We start from the raw sequence: 17765 nt of genomic DNA, 5'->3' as shown, positions 1-17765 counted from the left end.
GAATATCTACTCAATCTAAAAAAGTGTAAATTGAGTTTACCCCTTTAGTATCTGAAATTTATAGCTATTTCCTGCTATTTTTAGCAGAGATAAAGTGTTTTTGTTACTCGTCTGAGGATGATGAGGCCACAACCAAATCAAGTAAATCCATTAGCTGTTTGCCCTGTGACGGGGTGATTGATGGAAACTGACACAACACTTTATCTGGGATATCCGCGGCTTCAAGCTTCAACACTTGGCCCGCGTCACTGAGCTTTATCACTCGTTTTCGCTTATCTTGCTCATCTCTAATGATGCTAAGCAGATTTTTGTCGGCCATTTTTTTCAAAATTTGCGTCATCGCGCCACCATCGATAGCGGTTTGCTCGATGAGTTGGGCGATGGTGATCCCGTCCTTTTCCCATAACGCCATCATCACTACATATTGCGGATAGGTCAGATTCAGTGCCTGTAAAGGCTCGCGATAGGCACGGGCGATATTATTTGACGCCATATATAAGCGATGGCATAGCTGATTTTTTAATTGTAAGTTTTCAAACGACATAAGTTACCTCTAAGTGTATTTTAATTTGCATGCAAATTATTTGCAAAGCGTAAATTTCCGATCTAATATTTTGTATGCAAAATAAATTCATCGCTATATTTCAATATAGCGCTTACACCGGAGAGTCTTATGAACGTATTACAAAATGTCGCATACACAGCAAAAGCCACTGCAACAGGGGGCCGAGCAGGTTCAGCAAAATCTGATGATGGCCGTTTAGATGTAACGCTATCTACGCCGAAAGGGTTAGGTGGTGATGACGGGCAGGGCACAAATCCTGAGCAACTATTTGCTGCGGGTTATGCCGCGTGTTTTATCGGCGCATTAAAAGCGGTGGCCGGCCAAGCCAAAATTGCCTTGCCTAGTGATGTGTACATTAATTCAGAGGTATCTATTGGGGCGATTGAAAATGGTTTTGGTATTGCCGCAAAGCTGGCTGTATCACTAGGGGACATGGACAAAAGCCAGGCCCAAGCTTTGGTCGATAAAGCGCATCAAGTGTGCCCTTATTCAAATGCCACCCGTGGCAATATCGAAGTGGAAATTTCAGTTATTTAGTACTGAAACGCAGCAATAATAAGCCAGCTTTTATTAGCTGGCTTAAAAAAATACGCTATTCCAATCCGTCTTTATGATCATTTAGAGTGTCGTCGTGTTTTAGTCTCGAGGCCATCCAAATACTGCCAAGCACAAACACCGTCACAGGTATTAAAAACCACAGTTGGTCCATAGCGTTTTTCCTTATTATCTATTAATGACGCAGCACATTTCCCGTTCAAATTAATGATATTAAGCGGATTTACAACGCTTATTTCATGTTTACGTTTTGCCTAACTATTAAACTAATTGATTGCGCATCAACAGTCATAACGATTTGCATTTGCTTGAGCCTTGCACGAATAATGGGTGATTACCTCTTCAGAGCATCAGCTATTTGTGATCATAAAACACCAAGAAAAAATTGCTTCTCCACAGGTGATTCAACGTCAGTTCGAGGCCTTAGGCTACATTTGCAGCCCCTCTGTGGCGACGGCCATCTACTTAGCGTGTCACTTACAAAAGCCTATTTTGATAGAAGGGCCGCCTGGTGTAGGGAAAACAGAACTCGCCAAAATAACCGCTGCCTATTTGAATACGCCGCTAATTCGCATGCAGTGCTACGAAGGACTCGATGAGTCAAAAGCCTTATACGAATGGAAGTACGGCAAGCAATTATTGTATACCCAAGTGCTAAAAGAGCAGTTAGGGGATGTACTTAGGGGCGCGCGGGGGTTGGATGAGTCCATCGCCCGATTACATGATTTTGGTGATATTTTTTATTCACAAGATTTTCTTGAACCTAGACCCCTGTTACAAGCATTGCAAAGCGAAGAAGGCGCTGTATTGCTGGTGGATGAAATTGACAAGGCAGATCAAGAATTTGAGGCTTTTTTACTGGAGTTATTGTCAGATTATCAGGTGTCTATACCCGAAATCGGCACGGTAAAAGCGCGTTCAACGCCCATCGTGATGCTAACGAGTAACAACACTCGCGAGCTCGGGGATGCCTTGAAGCGTCGTTGTTTACACTTGTATATTCCCTTCCCCGACACTGAGCTGGAAAGTCGTATTTTGGCTGCGCAAGTGGATAACCTGGACACTCAATTGCGAGAACAAATCGTGACGCTGATTGCCAAGCTACGCGACATGCCTCTGAAGAAATCCCCAGCGGTAAGCGAAACGATTGATTGGGCGAAAGCGCTACTGCTTTTAAACGTAGAAGAGCTAGACCCGCACTGGGTTAAAGAAACGCTTAACCTGCTGCTAAAATTTCAGGATGATATCGAATTGGTCGAGCCAGAGATCACCAATTTGCTCAAAGGTGTGGCTTAAGTGCGTTTTATCGCTGATTTTATTGGTGCATTGCGTGAAGCGGGTTTACCCATATCCCCAGCCGAATCGTTAGATGCGATAAAGGCGATTGAGTTGTTAGGGCTTGAGTCGCGAGCAACCGCCAAATCTGTATTGGCGCTCACGTTAGTGAAGCGTCACCAAGACCAAGCCACGTACCACGAATTGTTTGAGTTGTATTTTGCGCATATCGAAAATGCGCATGCGAACGGCGATAATACACTCGAGTCGCTAGAAGCGACAGACAAGCAGCAAAGCCAAAGTCAAAACCAAGAAAGTGCTGAGGCAAAAGACGGGTCGGCAGCTATTGCTAGTTCTGAATTGGGGCTGTCACTCTTACAACAACAAGATATGGCGTTAGCAATTGCACAAGCTGCAAAAGCCGAAAATCTGTCTTCTATCGTGTTATTTACCCAGAAAAATCACTTCGCATACAAAATAATGCAACGTCTTGGGGGAGATGAATTAAACACTGAAATTCGCGCAATCGTGGATAGCCCTGAACAAAAAAGACTGCAAGAACAGCTTACTCAAGCCCGCGCGCGTTTGCTTGAGCAAGTGAAAGATTATGTGGAGCAGCAGTACCTTATTTTTGCTCGGCACAAGGGTGCTAAGTTTCGCGAAGATCATCTACAGCAAGCAAAATTAAGTCAACTTGAGCATACCGATTACGCACTCATGCAGCGCTTAGTGCAAAAAGCGGCGCGCAAACTCGCCACCCAACACAGTCGAAGGCGCTTAACCCGCAAGCGGGGGCAATTAGATGTTCGTAAAACTATTGCGGCAAATGCAGCGTTTGATGGTGCCTTGTTTCACACTCGCTGGAAGGCAACGCGCGTAGAGCGACCTAAAATCATGGTGATTTGTGATGTCAGTGGTTCGGTCAGCCGCGTGGCGCGCTTCTTGTTATTGTTCTTATATTCACTGCAAGACGTTATCCCCAAAGTACGCTCTTATGTATTTGCCTCAGATATGATTGAAGTCACCACGCTATTACAACAAGAAGAGATAGAATCCGCACTGGAAAAAATAATGCAATGTTGGGGCGGCCTGTCGACTGATTACGGCCAAGCACTAATGAATTTTCAGGAGCAGGCGCTAACTCATATCGACCAAAAAACCACGATCATTATGCTCGGAGATGCGCGCAATAACCAAGGGGATGGGCGCCCCGATATTTGGCAAAAGGTCTATCGCCAAAGTAAACGGGTACTGTGGCTAAACCCAGAGCAACGCAACAGCTGGGACACAGGGGATTCAATTATGGCCCAGTATTCGCCTTGGTGTAGTAGCGTTGAGCCTTGTCGCAGCCTAAACGATATTGAAGGGATATTCAGCCGGATCCTCAAATATGCTTAAACGTCGTTGTCGATATGCTTCACCCCAGAAGGGCGCAATCGCTGGCGATATTCTCTCGGGGTAACATCCGCCAAAGACTTAAATACTTTCGAAAACGAGCTAATGTCTCGATAGCCCACCCCCATACCAATGGTTTTTATGCTGTCTTGGGTGTTCCCCAAGCGATGTTTAGCTGCTTCTATACGCAATCGCTGTAAATAGCGTGAGGGCAGCTCGCCGGTTGCTTTTTGAAAGCGGCGAATAAAGGTGCGCTTACTCATGCCTATTTGATTGGCAAGGTGTTGCAGTTCAATACTTTGGGTAAAATGCTCGTCTAGCCAATCTTGTGCACGGTGAATACCAATATCACGGTGTTGACGAAATCCTGCAATGTTAATCAAATTCAAATCATAGGTGCGGCGACTATCAAAACTTATGTCTCTGGCTAAACCTGCGGCAATCGAGGCGCCACAAAATTTCTCCACAAGGTGTAAACTGAGATCCATCGATGCGTTTTGGCCATTTGAGCTGTAAATTCTCGAGTGCTCAACACTAGCTTGGTTGGCTTGCCACTGCACCTTTGGGTAACGCAATTCAAACTCACGCAAATGGCGCCAATAGGTTGTGGCGCGTCCGCCATCGAGCAGTCCCGCTTGTGCCGCCCAAAAAATACCACTGTTAACACCGGCAATACGGGCACCGCTTGCATGTTGTTGCACAAGCCAAGGTGGTATTGTCGGGTATTGCTCAATAAGATCTTGAAAATCGCCCCAATAGTGCGCCAGCATAATCAAGTCATAGGGTTCATCACCAATCACTGCGTCACTTTGAATCGTTTGCCCCCCATAAAGTTGTATCGGTTGGCTATTTGCACTGACTAACTCGCAATGAAACTGCTTATCTTTCGGTTGACGTAAGTTGACACTGTGGAAAAGTTCCAAAGAGCCATACACGGTTGACGCCCAAGCGCCGTTGAATATCAGTAATGCGACCCGCCACTTCGCTGATGACACTTTTTACTCCGTTTATAGGTTTTCAATATGGCACTTATGCCATATTAAGTGGCATTTTGCACTAAATACAATGTGGCCTAAGGGGCGTACAGTAGTGTGATGCAGCAGTATATGTGGTGGCTATTCATTAGCCTCAAAATGAAAAATAGAAAGAGGAAGCACCAGTGGACATAACCTTTTCGGCCGAGGAATTGGCCTTTCGAAACCAAGTGCGCGAATTTTTAGCAGAAAACTGGACCGAAGATTTAGCACGCAGAATCCGTGGTGAAGACGCAGAGTTCAAAGCGGCGCAAATCGAGTGGCAAAACAAACTAAACGACAAAGGCTGGTTAGCCCCAGGTTGGCCGGTAGAGCATGGCGGTGTTGCTTGGTCAGTGACTGAGAACTTCATCTTTGAGACCGAGCGTTCACTAGCTGGTGCCCCAGATGTGGTGCCTTTTGGCCTAAAAATGGTTGCACCAGTTATTTACGGCTTTGGTAACGACGAACAGAAAAAGCGTTTTTTACCGCGCATTCTTAAAAGCCAAGATTGGTGGTGCCAAGGTTATTCTGAGCCTGGCGCAGGATCCGACTTAGCTGCCCTTAAAACCAAAGCAGAATTAGACGGTGATGATTACATCGTCAACGGCGCTAAAGTGTGGACGACTTACGCTCAGTATGCCGATTGGATTTTTTGCTTGGTGCGTACTGATTCATCAGGAAAGCGCCAAGACGGTATCAGCTTTTTGCTAATTGATATGAAAAGCCCAGGCATAACAGTGAACAAAATTTCCTCGATTGATGATCACCATAGCCTAAACGAAGTGGTGTTTGACAACGTACGTGTACCCGTGGCTAACCGCATCGGCGAGCAAGATAAAGGGTGGACATACGCCAAAGCCTTATTAGCACATGAGCGTACGTCAATTGCCGCAGTGGCTGACTCAAAACGCCGTTTGCGTGACTTGCGTAAGCTACTCAGCGAAGAAATCAGCGGCGGTCGCCCATTGATTGAGGATGTGCAATTTCAAAATCGCCTGTCGAACACAGAAATTGAATTAATGGCATTGGAATACACCGAACTTCGCGTTCTGGCATCAACAGCAGATGGCAAAGGGCCAGGTGTGGAATCATCCTTGTTGAAAATTAAAGGCACTGAAATTCAACAAGCTATCCAACAGATGTACATGGACTTGGCGGGTTATTACAGCGGCGTGCTACACGGCGATGAAACCGCTGAAAGTATTGGTCACGCTTTTGGTCATGACGCAAGAAAAGCCTACATGTACGGACGAGCCGCCACCATCTACGGTGGGTCAAACGAAGTGCAGAAAAACATTACCGCTAAATACGTACTGGGTCTTTAATCATGAATTTTAATTTATCTGAAGAACAAAACATGCTCAAAGACAGCGTCGCGCGCTTTGTGCAAGACGAATACGACTTTGAAACGCGCCGTAGTAATGCCGCTAACCCGTTAGGGTTTAACCCTGACAACTGGCAAACGTTCGCAGAGTTGGGGTGGCTGTCTATTCCATTTGAAGAAGCCTATGGCGGTTTCGGTGGCGGCCCAACCGATGTTATGGCCGTCATGGAAGAAATGGGTAAAGGCTTAGTGGTTGAGCCTTTTGTGGCAACGGTATTGATGTTTGGCGGTCTGCTAAGCAAAAGCAGTAACGAAGCATTAAAAGACGCCAATATCGAAAAAATTATCGATGGGTCATTGCAAGGTGCCTTTGCATATGTAGAACGACAGAGCCGCTTTGAGTTAACGGATGTGAAAACCCAAGCCAAGCGCGACGGTGATGACTTTGTACTTAACGGTGAAAAAACCGTGGTATTTAACGGTGCCGCCGCTAATAAAGTGATTGTTTCTGCTAGAACGTCAGGAGAACAATGCGACGAAGCAGGTATCACGCTATTTTTGATTGATAGCGATGCTTCAGGCGTAGAGCGCACCCAGTATCGCTTAATGGACGGCCAGTTAGTGGCAAACATCAAGCTTAGCGATGTGCGTGTAGCAGCCACTCAAGTTGTTGGTCAGATCGATGACGGCTATAAACTTATTGATGCAGTGGTGGGCGACGTGACAATTGCTTTGTGCGCTGAAGCCATGGGTATTATGCAGAAACTGAATACTACCACCATTGAATACACCAAAACTCGGAAGCAATTCGGCGTGGCGATCAGTAGCTTTCAAGCGTTGCAACATCGCATGGTGGATATGTTTATGGCGGGCGAACAAGCCAAATCTATTTTGTATCGCGCCGTATGTGCAGCCGAAAGTGGGGCTGATGATTTAGCGAAAAATATTGCCGCGTTAAAAGTAATGATTGGCCGAAACGGCAAGTTGATTGGTGATGAAGCGATTCAACTGCATGGCGGCATGGGTCTGACGGACGAGTTAGATGTTGGTCATTACGTCAAACGTCTGATGATGATTAACACCACCTTTGGTGATGCAGATTATCAGCAACAGAAGTTTAATCGATTAGCTTATACTGATTAACAGTGTATTTTTAAGGTAAATACTGAAGCCAGCTTACACAGCTGGCTTTTTAGTTTTTTAGCATGCACTTCGTGCACTTATGAGCTGCGCTCACTAAAACATGCGCTGCGCTTACTTATGGCCTTCGGCCACAAAACATACGCTTAGCTTACCAGCATCCATGCTGGGTATGACAGACCATCCGTGGTCAGCCAATCACTTCTTTCCAACAGCCGAAAGAAGTAACCAAGAAAGGCCGTGCTCCGGCAAACTTTCTAATCCGCTAACCGCCGTGCCTTTGCTGTCATACCGGCGTGAGGAAACTTCCCTGTAAAGCGCACGCCGATCAGGTTCTTCGAAGGTGTTTAATACAAAACTCATTTTCAACCCATCCTTGGTAGTGCAGCCAGCTTCACCATCCATGGTGAATCGTTCACCCGACAGGAGCGCTGCTCCTAAAAGCCTCGGGTTCACCCCTATCTGGCCATCTGACAAGTCGCTGCTGTTATCGGGAAAGTTTGAGTCGCCAACTGATTCGCTGCGCTCACTAAAACATGCGCTGCGCTTACTTATGGCCTTCGGCCACTACTGCATGCACTTCGTGCACTTTTGAGCTGCGCTCACTAGAGCATACGCTGCGCGTACGGCATCCATGCCTACTTTCAACCCCCGTCCCGGGGATCGAGTAACTCTTTCTTCAACAGCTAAGAAAGAGTCACCAGAAAGAAGCCGCCTCCAGCAAGTCTCTATTCCCTATGCGTCTTGACTAACACAGGCCGTGAAAACGCGTTCCCGACGCGGCTTTCACTTGAATTGCATCCATGCAATTAATCCATGGTTAGCCTTCGATGCTCGGGGAGACTTGAGTCGGAAAAAAGCATACGCTTTGCTTATTTATGGCCTTCGGCCACTACTGCATACACTTCGTGCATATATCGCGTGTACTATTTGGCCACAGCTATGAAAAATAAGTGCGCATAAATATTTGCTAACAAAAGCAACGGATTCCGCTTATTTGCCGAATTTAATTCTTACCCCTGCATTGGCGATGAAGCCGTCGTTTCGCGACCAGATATCCGTGGTCCATTGGCCGCTGGCTGCTCTTGAGGGCAGTAGTAATGGGTGTTCATCAGTTTGTTTAACGTCTAACAGGTTTTCTAAATTGATAAACCAACTTGTTCTGCCTGTCGTGATTTCGCCCATTAATCCTAAGTGCCAGTATGGTTTGGACTCATCTATATACGGGTTTTCGTTTAATCTTTGCGGCCCAGTGTAGTAGGCTTCAAAGCCGACTCTGAAATTGCCGTGTTGCTCCCACATGGCAACAAAACCTGCGGAATGCCTTGGAGTAAGCGCGATCTCTCTTCTACCGTTGTTGTCTGGTGACACTTCCGTTGCATCTAAGTATAGGTAGCTTGCGGTCAGTTTTACGTCACGCCAGTAGTATCTTACTAATACTTCTGAGCCGCGGATCTGGGTTTCACCTTCAGCGTTTATGAGTCTTACCCTGTCGAGTTCATTTGAGTTGTTCGATGAGAAGGCTTGTAGTTCAGTCACGTTTTCAATGTTTGAACCAAACGCGGTAACGCTCGCTTCGATACTCTCGAATCGATAGGTTACATCCAGTGACGCGGTTTCAGCTTGTTCTTCTTCCAAGTTTTGCAAAGGCTCGAGGCGTGACAATCCAGCGGCTTCAATTTCCTCTACAAACGGCGTTGGTGCAAAGTACCCCTGTCCGTATGACCCTCTGATGGTTAAATCACCAGGGCGATATAACATCGATATTCTAGGGCTGAATTGCGTACCATATTCACTGTGATCATCTACTCGGGCGCTTACTGAGGTAGTTAGTTGCTCGTTCCATTCATAATCTAGCTGAGTAAATATGCCGGGTACTTCGTAGGTATAATCGAATTCGTTATAGGTCTCAGAGGTGAACTGTTCTGTTTGGTAAGCTAAGCCCACTAGCCAGTCAGCAGCATCGCTATAACCGGCAATACTGCTTTCTAATAAGTAGCTTTCATGTTGGTCGTCTTCTGCCAGAACGCCATAAGTATGGTCGTGATCTTGCACCATAGCAGAGGCTCTGGCATTAAGGGTCAGCGTATCGAGCATTGGCATATTGAACACCAAGCCGCCATCAATACGCTGGGAGTCTTGGGTTTGCTCATAGGGGTTGCCGTCAGCAACGACTGCCCCAGGCATGGTGCCGCCTTCGCGTTGTTCGGTCATAAAACCTGCTGTCGCGTAAAGTGATTCACCGTTTTCACCTTCCCAAAACAATCGAGGGCGAGCGGTGTAGCGCTCGTAACTCGGTAGGTCTATCCAACCATCATCGTCTATGTCTTCCTTGTTTTGATGATGAGCCCCAACAGTGAGGGAGCCTTTCACATCGTCACTTAGGGGGCTTTCTACATACGAGGTTAGGTCTTGCCCATTGCGCGTGGTTACATTGAGTAAGGCTTCGCCGTTTAACGTCTCGCCGGGTGTTCGAGAGACAAGATTAATCACCCCACCTAATGCTGAACCGCCATAGAGTGAAGATGCAGAGCCTTTAATGATTTCAACCCGGCCGAGGTCGGTAGGGGGAATTTGCAGTAAGCCAATTGATGATGCTTGGTTACCGTAAAGGGGTAAACCATCTGCCAGCAACTGAGTATAACGTCCATATAAACCTTGCAGCCGAATGTTTGCACTGCCAAGGGCGGGGGAGGTGGTTTGGACTCGAACACCACCTGTTTCAGCGACCAGCATGGAAATATTGCCTGGGCGCATGGCCGCTTTTTCTTCTATTTCTTCTCTGTCGATGAGTTCTACACGTATCGGCTGGTCATCGGCGATACGCCCTGAACGTGTGGCTTGAATCACAATATTTTCGACGTCTTCTTCGTGCTCGTGTTCGTCAGTATGTGCACTATCAAGGTGATCATCATTATGTGTTTCATTGGCCTCATGGCTGTTTTTTGGCGCATAAGCAGTCGTGTTTGCAGATGCAGCGGGTGAGTCAGCATTGGATAGTAATTCTGTGCTGTGGCTTATTTGGGTATAGCTTAGTGGTAAAACGCTTAGCGAAAAAACAATAGTCGCTGAAAAAGACGAGTAAGGCATGAAGAACTTCTTGAATCGGTTTATAAAAATTTGGGCGATCCTAAAGGTTCCTGCAACAGGAAGGTCAAGTGTTATGATCATGCCTATATCACTCAATAATGTTGGCCGCCACGAGTTAGACGATTGGCGAACATGAATGAGAATAAATCGCCTTCTGCGTATCAAATCATTCTGGACATCATATTGTTAAACAAGGACTATGTTGGCAAATGGCTTGTTTAATAACCCCTTTATCGGATTGCGCTATGCCGACCTTGTTACAGTCAATGTTTTCTCTATTATTTTCAGCTGCTATTTTGCTGGTAGGCCATGGTTTACAGTTAACCACAGTGCCGCTTTATGCCATTCATCTAGGTTGGGCTCCTGAGTTGGTCGGTTATATTGGTTCGAGTTACTTCCTTGGTTTCGTACTCGGTTGCTTAACGGTTCCACGTCTTGTGGCGCGAGTTGGTCATATTCGAGTTTTTACCGTATTAATCGCGCTTTTTACCTCTTCGTTACTCTTGATGGGGTTAGTGGATAATTTTGTTCTGTGGTTGGTCGCCCGGTGTCTCATTGGCTGGGGTATTGCAGGCATTTACATGGTAATCGAAAGCTGGCTGAATGATAAAACCTCCGCTGAACACAGAGGCAGTGTATTGTCTGTGTACACGGTCATTTCCTTGTCTGCGATTTGCTTGGGGCAGTTGCTGGTGGGCTTTGAATTAGGGTTTGCTGGGCTTTTCATGTTGGCGGCGGCACTCTTAGTTTTAGGTATAGTGCCAGTCGGCTTAACGAGACGGCCTGCGCCCCAGCCTATTCCAGCAGTAAGTTTTAGTTTCACGCGTTTATTTGCTGTGTCGCAAGTGGCTATGGTGGGGGCGTTTTTTGGTGGTTTAGTGACCGGCGGTTTTTGGGCGTTAGGCCCAGTTGTGGCCAATGCTAATGAGTTAAGCCCAAGCCAGGTGGGTGTGTTTATGGCTGTTACCATATTAGGCGGAACGCTCTTACAACTGCCAGTAGGGCGCTTGTCTGACCGTATAGACAGACGATATGTCATTACAGGTTTGGCCGTTGTTGCGGTACTAACCAGTATTGGCGCGATTTTGCTTGATAGCCGCACGCCTGAAGTGATTTATGTGACCATGTTTTTATTAGGCGGTTTGAGCTTTCCGCTCTATTCCCTATGCTTAGCCCACGCCAATGACAATACCGACTTGTCGATTATGGAGGTAGGTAGTGGCGTGTTAATGATGAATAGCGTAGGTAGCATATTAGGGCCGCTAATCGTTTCATTTTTACTAGGTTATACCCACATGGCGTTATTTATTGTGTCAGGCGTGGCATTGTCTGTTTTGGCTTGCTGGACCTTATACCGTATTCGCTTCCATGATGTGGCGCGAGAGCATTACGAGCCATTTGTCAGTATGCGCAGCACTACCCAAGAAATGGTCGAAATGGGTCTTGAAAGTGAAGAGCCTGAAGAGTCATCGGATACGAAAGTCGAGACGATAAATACTGACTAAGACATGATAGTGGAGATTGCTTCCACGTTTCGATAAAGTTAGATGGGTGTTTTTTGTGCGTTAACGATTAGGGATGAAGATATGAGATTATGGACAGCATTGTTAATACTATTGTTAGCGGGTTGCAGCAGCACTTCTCAAACCAGTGGTAATTCACTGCCCCAAACTGCGCAATTCGACGACAAAAGCGCCACCACAGATACCATGGCCTATCGCAACTTAGCCGCTGTTATTTACCCAAAATCGTTTGAGACAGGGGGTGTTTTCAGAGTCAAAGCAACAGGCAATCTTGAGGGACGGGTGTTGTTAAATACCGAATACGATTACCGTGACCCAAGAAATATTACGATTGTCATTCCTCCTAAGGTGGCTACTGAGCTTGAAGAAAACGTTAAGATGTCCCCTGAAGCTTATTTTTTGAAAAAGCGCGTTCTGGTAAAAGGGCAGCTCGTTCAAGTAAAGATTTGGTTTAGTTCAAATGGTAAGCGCAGTAATAAATATTATTATCAGACCCACATGCGCGTCGCTTCATGGAAAGATATTAGTCTTGTTGGCGATTAGGTTTCTTCGTCAGCACAACATTCTTCCTGCAAAAAGTCGATAACCGACTGCAGTTTATCGTATTTTGCTACGCAAAATAGGGTTCGGCTTTCGCGGCGTTGTAATGGCATTGATTATTGGTAGTGCTGGGGCTAGCTTAACTGAAGTGATTTTACTTAAGTCGATTTTTAAGAATCCCATGATAGTGGCATTCTTAATCGTTATTTTATCTATGGCGATAGGAGCAGGAAGCCCCTATCAAATGATTTTCTAATGCGATAGTGAATGGGCCAGATCAAATCGAGTGCGCTGTTGTGCACTCGATTTCTTAACTGTATTTAAGACAGCTTAGGCGAGATGGCGGTTAAAGAAAGTGACTGTTCGTGACCAAGCAAGCTCCGCCGCCTCAGGCTCGTATCGGCTAGTGGAGTCGTTGTGGAAGCCATGCTGAGTGTTGGGGTAAATATAGGCTTGGTAGTCAACCTTGTTGGCTTTTAAGATACTTTCGTATTCAGGCCAGCTGGCATTTACTCGGCTATCGTTTTGGGCAAAGTTGAGTAGCAAAGGGCCTTTTACTTGACTGACTAAGTTGTCAGCGGCGGGTGTGCCATAAAAAGGCACGGCTGCGTCGATGATATTAGGTATTTTAGCCGCTAAAAAGTTACTGATATAGCCGCCAAAACAAAAACCGACAACGCCAACCTTATCGCTCGTTTTGCTGTGCTGCTTAATGAAATGAGCGGCTGCGATGAAGTCGCTTTCAATTTTTTCACGATCCATACTACGCTGCATTTCTCGGCCTTTGTCGTCATTTCCTGGATAACCACCAAGGGGGAATAACGCATCGGGGGCAAAGGCGATAAATCCCTCTTTGGCTAATCTGCGTGCTACGTCTTTTATATAAGGATTCAGTCCGCGATTTTCATGTACCACTAAAACGGCTGGCGCTGGTTTAGGCATATCATTGGGTACCACTAAATATCCTTGGCCTGTGCCATGTCCATCGGGGGAATCAAACTTTTGATAGCTGGCGGTAATTGCTTCATCGTTAAAAGACACTTGTTCCGCTAAGGCATAGTTAGGTGTTAATGCACTACTGAGCGCGCCAATACTTAATCCTGCGACTGACAACGAGGCCAAACGAGTCATGAAAGTACGTCTGTCCATGTCGCCATGGGCATATTCGTCATACCAATCAAACGCTTGTTGGGGAATATATTTAGGGTCGATATGTGACATTATTATCTCCTGAAGCTCTGGGGTGAAACCTTAGTAACCCCTGCTTGAATTCGTTGCAGGAGTTGATTAGATACTTGGATCACTATATCCGGTTGCTGCAAAATAAACAGCCATTTGTAAACTCACAAGCCATCAGCGCGGGCGTATATAGATGCTAAAGAATAAGCAGTAAGTTATGTCTTTTCTGGCGTACCGGTATCAAGAGGCAGAGTGTCACGGGGTTTGGGGCGATCGTTGGTTAGCACGCACGCAGAAATGAGAACAAACAGCGCGGCGATTCCTCCCATGATTTTATAAGAGGTTGCAAAACCGATACTGTCATACATAATCCCAGCCACGATGGACAAACCACTTGCGGCAGCTTGAGTCATGAACGAAAAACCGACTAAGTAAATCGTTGAAGAAAGACGAGGGTCAAATGTTGCGACAATATACTTAAAAATAGCGACTAACATAATGGGTAGTTCTACCGCATGCAGTAACTTCATCGACGATATTGAAATAGGATCGTCAGCGAAGCCAGAGCCAATCATTCGGATGGCCATGACTACGCCGCTGAGCAATAAGCCGTTTTTAGCCCCAATCCGGTTTACTATAAAAGGCGCGACAAACATGCCGCCAGCCTCAAGAAATACTTGGAAGGAGTTTAAGTAACCAAACATCGCGTTACCCTCAGCTTTAGACGAGAACTGCGCGGCAAAATAAACAGGAAACTGTTGATCGTAAACAGAGTAAAGGCAGGTGACGCCAATAACAAAAGTAGTAAATGCCCAGAAACGTCTGTTGCTAGATAACGCTAGTACATCAGCAAAATTCAGTGCTTGCGTATCGGTACCCTTTTTATCTGGGCTATTGCTCGTTGGGGCAGTGCTAACCATCAATAATGAAATTATAAAAAGACAGGCGCAAGCACTGGCCAGAATGAAATTTAACGTTGGCGAGGTATTGAATATTTGCCCTGCAAAAAAGGTCGCAACAGCCCAGCCCACAGAGCCCCACATGCGGACCTTGCCAAACTCAAATCCAGTGGTACGGCCAATTCTTTCTATATAGGTTTCAACGGCTCCTACTCCAGCGGAGAAGGAAATACCGAAATAGAGTCCGCCAACAATAGCGCCGATTAAAAATGAGTTAAGTAATAGAGGCGTATAGACAAATATGAAGAAAGGACCACTACAGACAAGCAATGCGCCAACAACCAGTAATAAGTCTTTTCTGACTCCTAACTTGTCTTGAATAAAGCCATAGCTAGGCAGAATTAGTAGAGCTGTAATCGCGTTGACACTGAATACCAAGCCAGTTTGCTCACCATTGAGACCAATGGCTTGATTTAGCCAAATAGGGTAAAGAGAAAAGCAAAACGACCACGTTAAGAAAAAACTAAGTATGCAGATACTGAGAAGCCAGTAGTTTCGTTTTGCTGTTTGCGACGTCATATTTTTGCCTTTATGTGGGAGGGATGCCATGAGATCCACGCAATACTAACTTGCCACTAATCTCTTGAATTTTGGTATTAGCTTGCAACTCTTTCTTAATGGCGATCTGCGCCGCCATTTGCCCCATATTGAAATAGGGGAGACTGACAGTGCTAAGCTTTGGAAGTAAATTTTCAGCGATGAGTTTGTAGTCATCGTAACCTACGATAGAAATTGTCTCGGGAATTGAGTAGCCCATTTGGCGGATCAACATGTACACCCGCATTGCCATTTTATCGTTACCGCAACATATTGCTGTGGGGCGCTGTGAGCGAGACATAATGTCCTTTAATACATTGGGGAGCATGGCAAATTCATCATCTGGATCATGACAAACCGCTTCGCGCACTAATTCCTCATCTAATTCAACTCCCGCTTTTTTAAGGGCGGCTGCAAATCCATTTAGTCGTAGAGCGGTCGCTGGCATGTCTTTAAAAAGAGTGAGATAAGCAATTTTTTTATGGCCTTTTTCTAACAACGATTGGGTTAGCTGATACGCTCCCAAATAGTCATCTGGTAAGATCGTTGGATGACGTAACGTTTTTTCAAAACAGTTCACCAAAATTAATGGGCATTTATTAAATGACTGCTCAATACTGACTTCACGATGATAAACGGTTGCATAAATGATAGCTTCGGCACGTTGACGTCGAAAATCATCGACTAACCGAGAGAAGCTTTTTTTACTCCCTCCGGATTCACCAATCATGAGGAGCTTGCCATGTTTTTCACACTCGTTTTGAATACCAGCGATGATATCGAAAGAATCGGGGGTCGTGGTTAAGCGTTCTGTTATTAAACATACAATACCTTTTTCCTGACCGCGTAAAGATTGTGCGGCCGCTGATGGATAGAACTCTAGTTCATGTATTGCGTGTTCAACTTTTTGTCTTGTTTTTTCGCTGACACCCTCGTAGCCACTCAATATGCGAGACACGGTTTTCACCGAAACATTCGCTTTTAAGGCTACATCTTTAATGGAGGACATAAGGACTCTCTATTTTAACTTTGCGTGAATCAATCATCACATACAAAGAACAAAAAGTTGACAAAAAATTAATAAGTGAGATTATAATGACTAACGTTAGACATTTTTTCAAGATGTATTTTACATTTACTGTCCCTTAATTTTATAAAGGTGATTTATGCCGCTATTATCTTCCGCTGTACCCTGTGAGTCGCCGAACTCTTGGATACCTGAATTCCACTTCTATAAGCCCAATCATTGGATTAATGATCCAAACGGACTTTTTTTCTTCGAAGGGACATATCATCTTTTTTATCAAATGAATCCCGATGATGTCGTATGGGGGAATATGCATTGGGGGCATGCTACCAGTGAAGACCTAATTAGCTGGGAACACGAGCCGATCGCATTATATGCAGAGCCTGAAGGGCTAGGTTATATTTTTTCTGGTGGAGCAGTGGTTGATGTTAATAACACTTCTGGGTTTGCAAAGTCTGGTGAAACCCCCATCGTTGCCACGTTTACGCATCACTCCAAAGATGAAGTTCAAACGCAAAGCTTGGCCTTTTCACTCGATGGTGGCAAAACATTTGAAAAATACAGCAACAATCCAGTTATTCCCAATCCAGGCTTGAAAGATTTCAGAGATCCTAAAGTGGTATGGTACGAACCAGGGAACTATTGGGTCAAAGCTGTCGTTGCTGGTCAGTGCGTACATTTTTATCGCTCTGAAAATCTATTGCAGTGGGAGAAACTTTCTGAGTTTGGTCACAATATTGGGGCGCACGGTGGTGTGTGGGAGTGTCCTGATTTATTTCCATTGCATTGTGAGCAAAGCGGTGAGACTCGTTGGGTACTGCTAATCAGTATTAACCCTGGGGGACCTAATGGTGGCTCCGCTATGCAGTATTTTATCGGCGACTTCGATGGCCGTGATTTTCTCGTGCAGGACAAGGATACGCGTTGGTTGGATTATGGAACAGATTTTTACGCTGGGATAACGTTTGATAACGTCTCTGAAGCGCCCACACAACGCACAATAATTGCGTGGATGAGCAATTGGAACTATGCAAATAAGACTCCGGATAATGCTTGGCGTGGTGCGATGACACTGCCTAGAATCCTAAAGCTCGTTAAACATCCCCACAGTTACGCTTTGTGTATGGAGCCGGTAAAGCAAAGTGAGAAATTGTGGTCTTCAAAAAAGAGTAGTCACCGTGTTTTCGATGCGCCTATTGCGCTGCCTGACGCATACAAGCTGGAAATAACGCTTGAGAAAACCGCCAGTGAAACATTGCTTGAGTGGCGCAATGGGCAGGGGAATTTAATAAAATTAAAAATAGACTTAGCGAATATGTGTGCGCATTTTGACAGATCTGAAGCGGGTTTTGATAATCATGATTTTGCTGCGACTATCGATGTACCTTTGTTGGCTAGTGACAGTGAATTTATGGAAATTACGGTGTGTGTAGACACTTGTTCACTTGAATTTTTCTTTGCCAATGGCGAACGAACGCTAACTGCTTTGTGTTTTCCTGATAGTGCATTTTCTGAATTAAAAGTTAGTGGAAACTTACTTTCTGTTGCAGATAAGACCGAAATTTTAGTTTCACCTCTGAAAAAGTAAGCGTCTATTTCTCTGCTGAGGCGCAAAATTTCGACGCTTCAGCACAGTATAA

14 protein-coding genes and 1 pseudogene are annotated in these 17765 nt (G+C 45.4%); 9 read left to right on the top strand and 6 right to left on the bottom strand.

Annotation, left to right across the window (positions count from 1 at the left end; genetic code table 11):
- Positions 1–103 precede the first annotated feature (103 nt).
- Positions 104–544: a MarR family winged helix-turn-helix transcriptional regulator gene (locus tag FX988_RS12460; RefSeq protein ID WP_160180232.1), complete on the bottom strand. Its 441-nt coding sequence runs from the start codon at positions 542–544 to the stop codon at positions 104–106.
- A gap of 129 nt (positions 545–673) precedes the next feature.
- On the opposite strand from FX988_RS12460, the gene FX988_RS12455 reads away from it, so the two are divergent.
- From FX988_RS12455 to FX988_RS12445, 3 genes are all read left to right on the top strand, one after another.
- Positions 674–1102 carry an organic hydroperoxide resistance protein gene (locus tag FX988_RS12455; protein WP_160180230.1) on the top strand — a complete coding sequence of 143 codons (429 nt, stop codon included), beginning with the start codon at positions 674–676 and terminating at the stop codon, positions 1100–1102.
- 378 nt (positions 1103–1480) lie between these two features.
- A complete protein-coding gene (locus FX988_RS12450) occupies positions 1481–2416 on the top strand; it encodes an AAA family ATPase (protein WP_160182171.1) in 936 nt (311 codons plus the stop codon).
- Positions 2417–3793: a vWA domain-containing protein gene (locus FX988_RS12445; RefSeq protein WP_160180228.1), complete on the top strand. Its 1377-nt coding sequence runs from the start codon at positions 2417–2419 to the stop codon at positions 3791–3793. It begins immediately after the preceding gene.
- On the opposite strand, the gene FX988_RS12440 is transcribed toward FX988_RS12445, so the two are convergent.
- Positions 3790–4785, bottom strand: coding sequence for a GlxA family transcriptional regulator (locus FX988_RS12440; RefSeq protein ID WP_160180226.1), 996 nt, complete (start codon positions 4783–4785; stop codon positions 3790–3792). The genes FX988_RS12445 and FX988_RS12440 overlap by 4 nt on opposite strands.
- Before the next feature lie 164 nt (positions 4786–4949).
- On the opposite strand from FX988_RS12440, the gene FX988_RS12435 reads away from it, so the two are divergent.
- A complete protein-coding gene (locus FX988_RS12435; RefSeq protein ID WP_160180225.1) occupies positions 4950–6131 on the top strand; it encodes an acyl-CoA dehydrogenase family protein in 1182 nt (393 codons plus the stop codon).
- A 2-nt stretch (positions 6132–6133) separates the two neighbouring features.
- Positions 6134–7273, top strand: a complete 1140-nt coding sequence (locus FX988_RS12430; RefSeq protein ID WP_160180223.1) for an acyl-CoA dehydrogenase family protein — start codon at positions 6134–6136, stop codon at positions 7271–7273.
- Positions 7274–8263: 990 nt separating this feature from the next.
- Here FX988_RS12430 and FX988_RS12420 read toward each other — a convergent pair.
- Entirely contained in the window at positions 8264–10360 is a 2097-nt protein-coding gene (locus tag FX988_RS12420; protein ID WP_160180220.1) for a TonB-dependent receptor plug domain-containing protein, read from the bottom strand.
- A gap of 245 nt (positions 10361–10605) precedes the next feature.
- On the opposite strand from FX988_RS12420, the gene FX988_RS12415 reads away from it, so the two are divergent.
- From FX988_RS12415 to FX988_RS12400, 3 genes and pseudogenes are all read left to right on the top strand, one after another.
- Positions 10606–11865, top strand: a complete 1260-nt coding sequence (locus FX988_RS12415; protein WP_160182170.1) for an MFS transporter — start codon at positions 10606–10608, stop codon at positions 11863–11865.
- Positions 11866–11946: 81 nt separating this feature from the next.
- Positions 11947–12426 (top strand): hypothetical protein, encoded by a 480-nt coding sequence (locus tag FX988_RS12410; protein ID WP_160180205.1) that lies wholly within the window; start codon positions 11947–11949, stop codon positions 12424–12426.
- Positions 12427–12520: 94 nt separating this feature from the next.
- Positions 12521–12679: pseudogene (locus FX988_RS12400) on the top strand (permease); the annotation flags it as partial.
- A 74-nt stretch (positions 12680–12753) separates the two neighbouring features.
- On the opposite strand, the gene FX988_RS12395 reads toward FX988_RS12400, so the two are convergent.
- The 3 genes from FX988_RS12395 to FX988_RS12385 form a co-directional block, all read right to left on the bottom strand.
- Positions 12754–13644, bottom strand: coding sequence for a dienelactone hydrolase family protein (locus FX988_RS12395; protein ID WP_160180203.1), 891 nt, complete (start codon positions 13642–13644; stop codon positions 12754–12756).
- Positions 13645–13817: 173 nt separating this feature from the next.
- Positions 13818–15080 (bottom strand): MFS transporter, encoded by a 1263-nt coding sequence (locus FX988_RS12390; RefSeq protein WP_160180201.1) that lies wholly within the window; start codon positions 15078–15080, stop codon positions 13818–13820.
- Between the two features lie 10 nt (positions 15081–15090).
- Positions 15091–16107: a LacI family DNA-binding transcriptional regulator gene (locus FX988_RS12385; protein WP_160180200.1), complete on the bottom strand. Its 1017-nt coding sequence runs from the start codon at positions 16105–16107 to the stop codon at positions 15091–15093.
- Between the two features lie 157 nt (positions 16108–16264).
- Between FX988_RS12385 and FX988_RS12380 the strand changes: the two genes are divergently transcribed.
- Positions 16265–17713, top strand: coding sequence for a glycoside hydrolase family 32 protein (locus FX988_RS12380; protein WP_160180198.1), 1449 nt, complete (start codon positions 16265–16267; stop codon positions 17711–17713).
- Positions 17714–17765: the final 52 nt, after the last annotated feature.

The organism is Paraglaciecola mesophila (assembly GCF_009906955.1).
Classification (GTDB): Bacteria; Pseudomonadota; Gammaproteobacteria; order Enterobacterales; family Alteromonadaceae; genus Paraglaciecola; species Paraglaciecola mesophila_A.
Note: the sequence above shows the minus strand (reverse complement) of the source record. Positions and strands in the feature narration are given on the sequence as shown.

What these genes read in the sequence shown, in the direction of transcription:
- FX988_RS12460 (WP_160180232.1), bottom strand. Translation starts at nt 544, where the DNA reads ATGTCGTTTGAAAACTTACAATTAAAAAATCAGCTATGCCATCGCTTA.
- FX988_RS12395 (WP_160180203.1), bottom strand. Translation starts at nt 13,644, where the DNA reads ATGTCACATATCGACCCTAAATATATTCCCCAACAAGCGTTTGATTGG.
- FX988_RS12410 (WP_160180205.1), top strand. Translation starts at nt 11,947, where the DNA reads ATGAGATTATGGACAGCATTGTTAATACTATTGTTAGCGGGTTGCAGC.
- FX988_RS12415 (WP_160182170.1), top strand. Translation starts at nt 10,606, where the DNA reads ATGCCGACCTTGTTACAGTCAATGTTTTCTCTATTATTTTCAGCTGCT.
- FX988_RS12430 (WP_160180223.1), top strand. Translation starts at nt 6,134, where the DNA reads ATGAATTTTAATTTATCTGAAGAACAAAACATGCTCAAAGACAGCGTC.
- FX988_RS12380 (WP_160180198.1), top strand. Translation starts at nt 16,265, where the DNA reads ATGCCGCTATTATCTTCCGCTGTACCCTGTGAGTCGCCGAACTCTTGG.
- FX988_RS12390 (WP_160180201.1), bottom strand. Translation starts at nt 15,080, where the DNA reads ATGACGTCGCAAACAGCAAAACGAAACTACTGGCTTCTCAGTATCTGC.
- FX988_RS12385 (WP_160180200.1), bottom strand. Translation starts at nt 16,107, where the DNA reads ATGTCCTCCATTAAAGATGTAGCCTTAAAAGCGAATGTTTCGGTGAAA.
- FX988_RS12455 (WP_160180230.1), top strand. Translation starts at nt 674, where the DNA reads ATGAACGTATTACAAAATGTCGCATACACAGCAAAAGCCACTGCAACA.
- FX988_RS12420 (WP_160180220.1), bottom strand. Translation starts at nt 10,360, where the DNA reads ATGCCTTACTCGTCTTTTTCAGCGACTATTGTTTTTTCGCTAAGCGTT.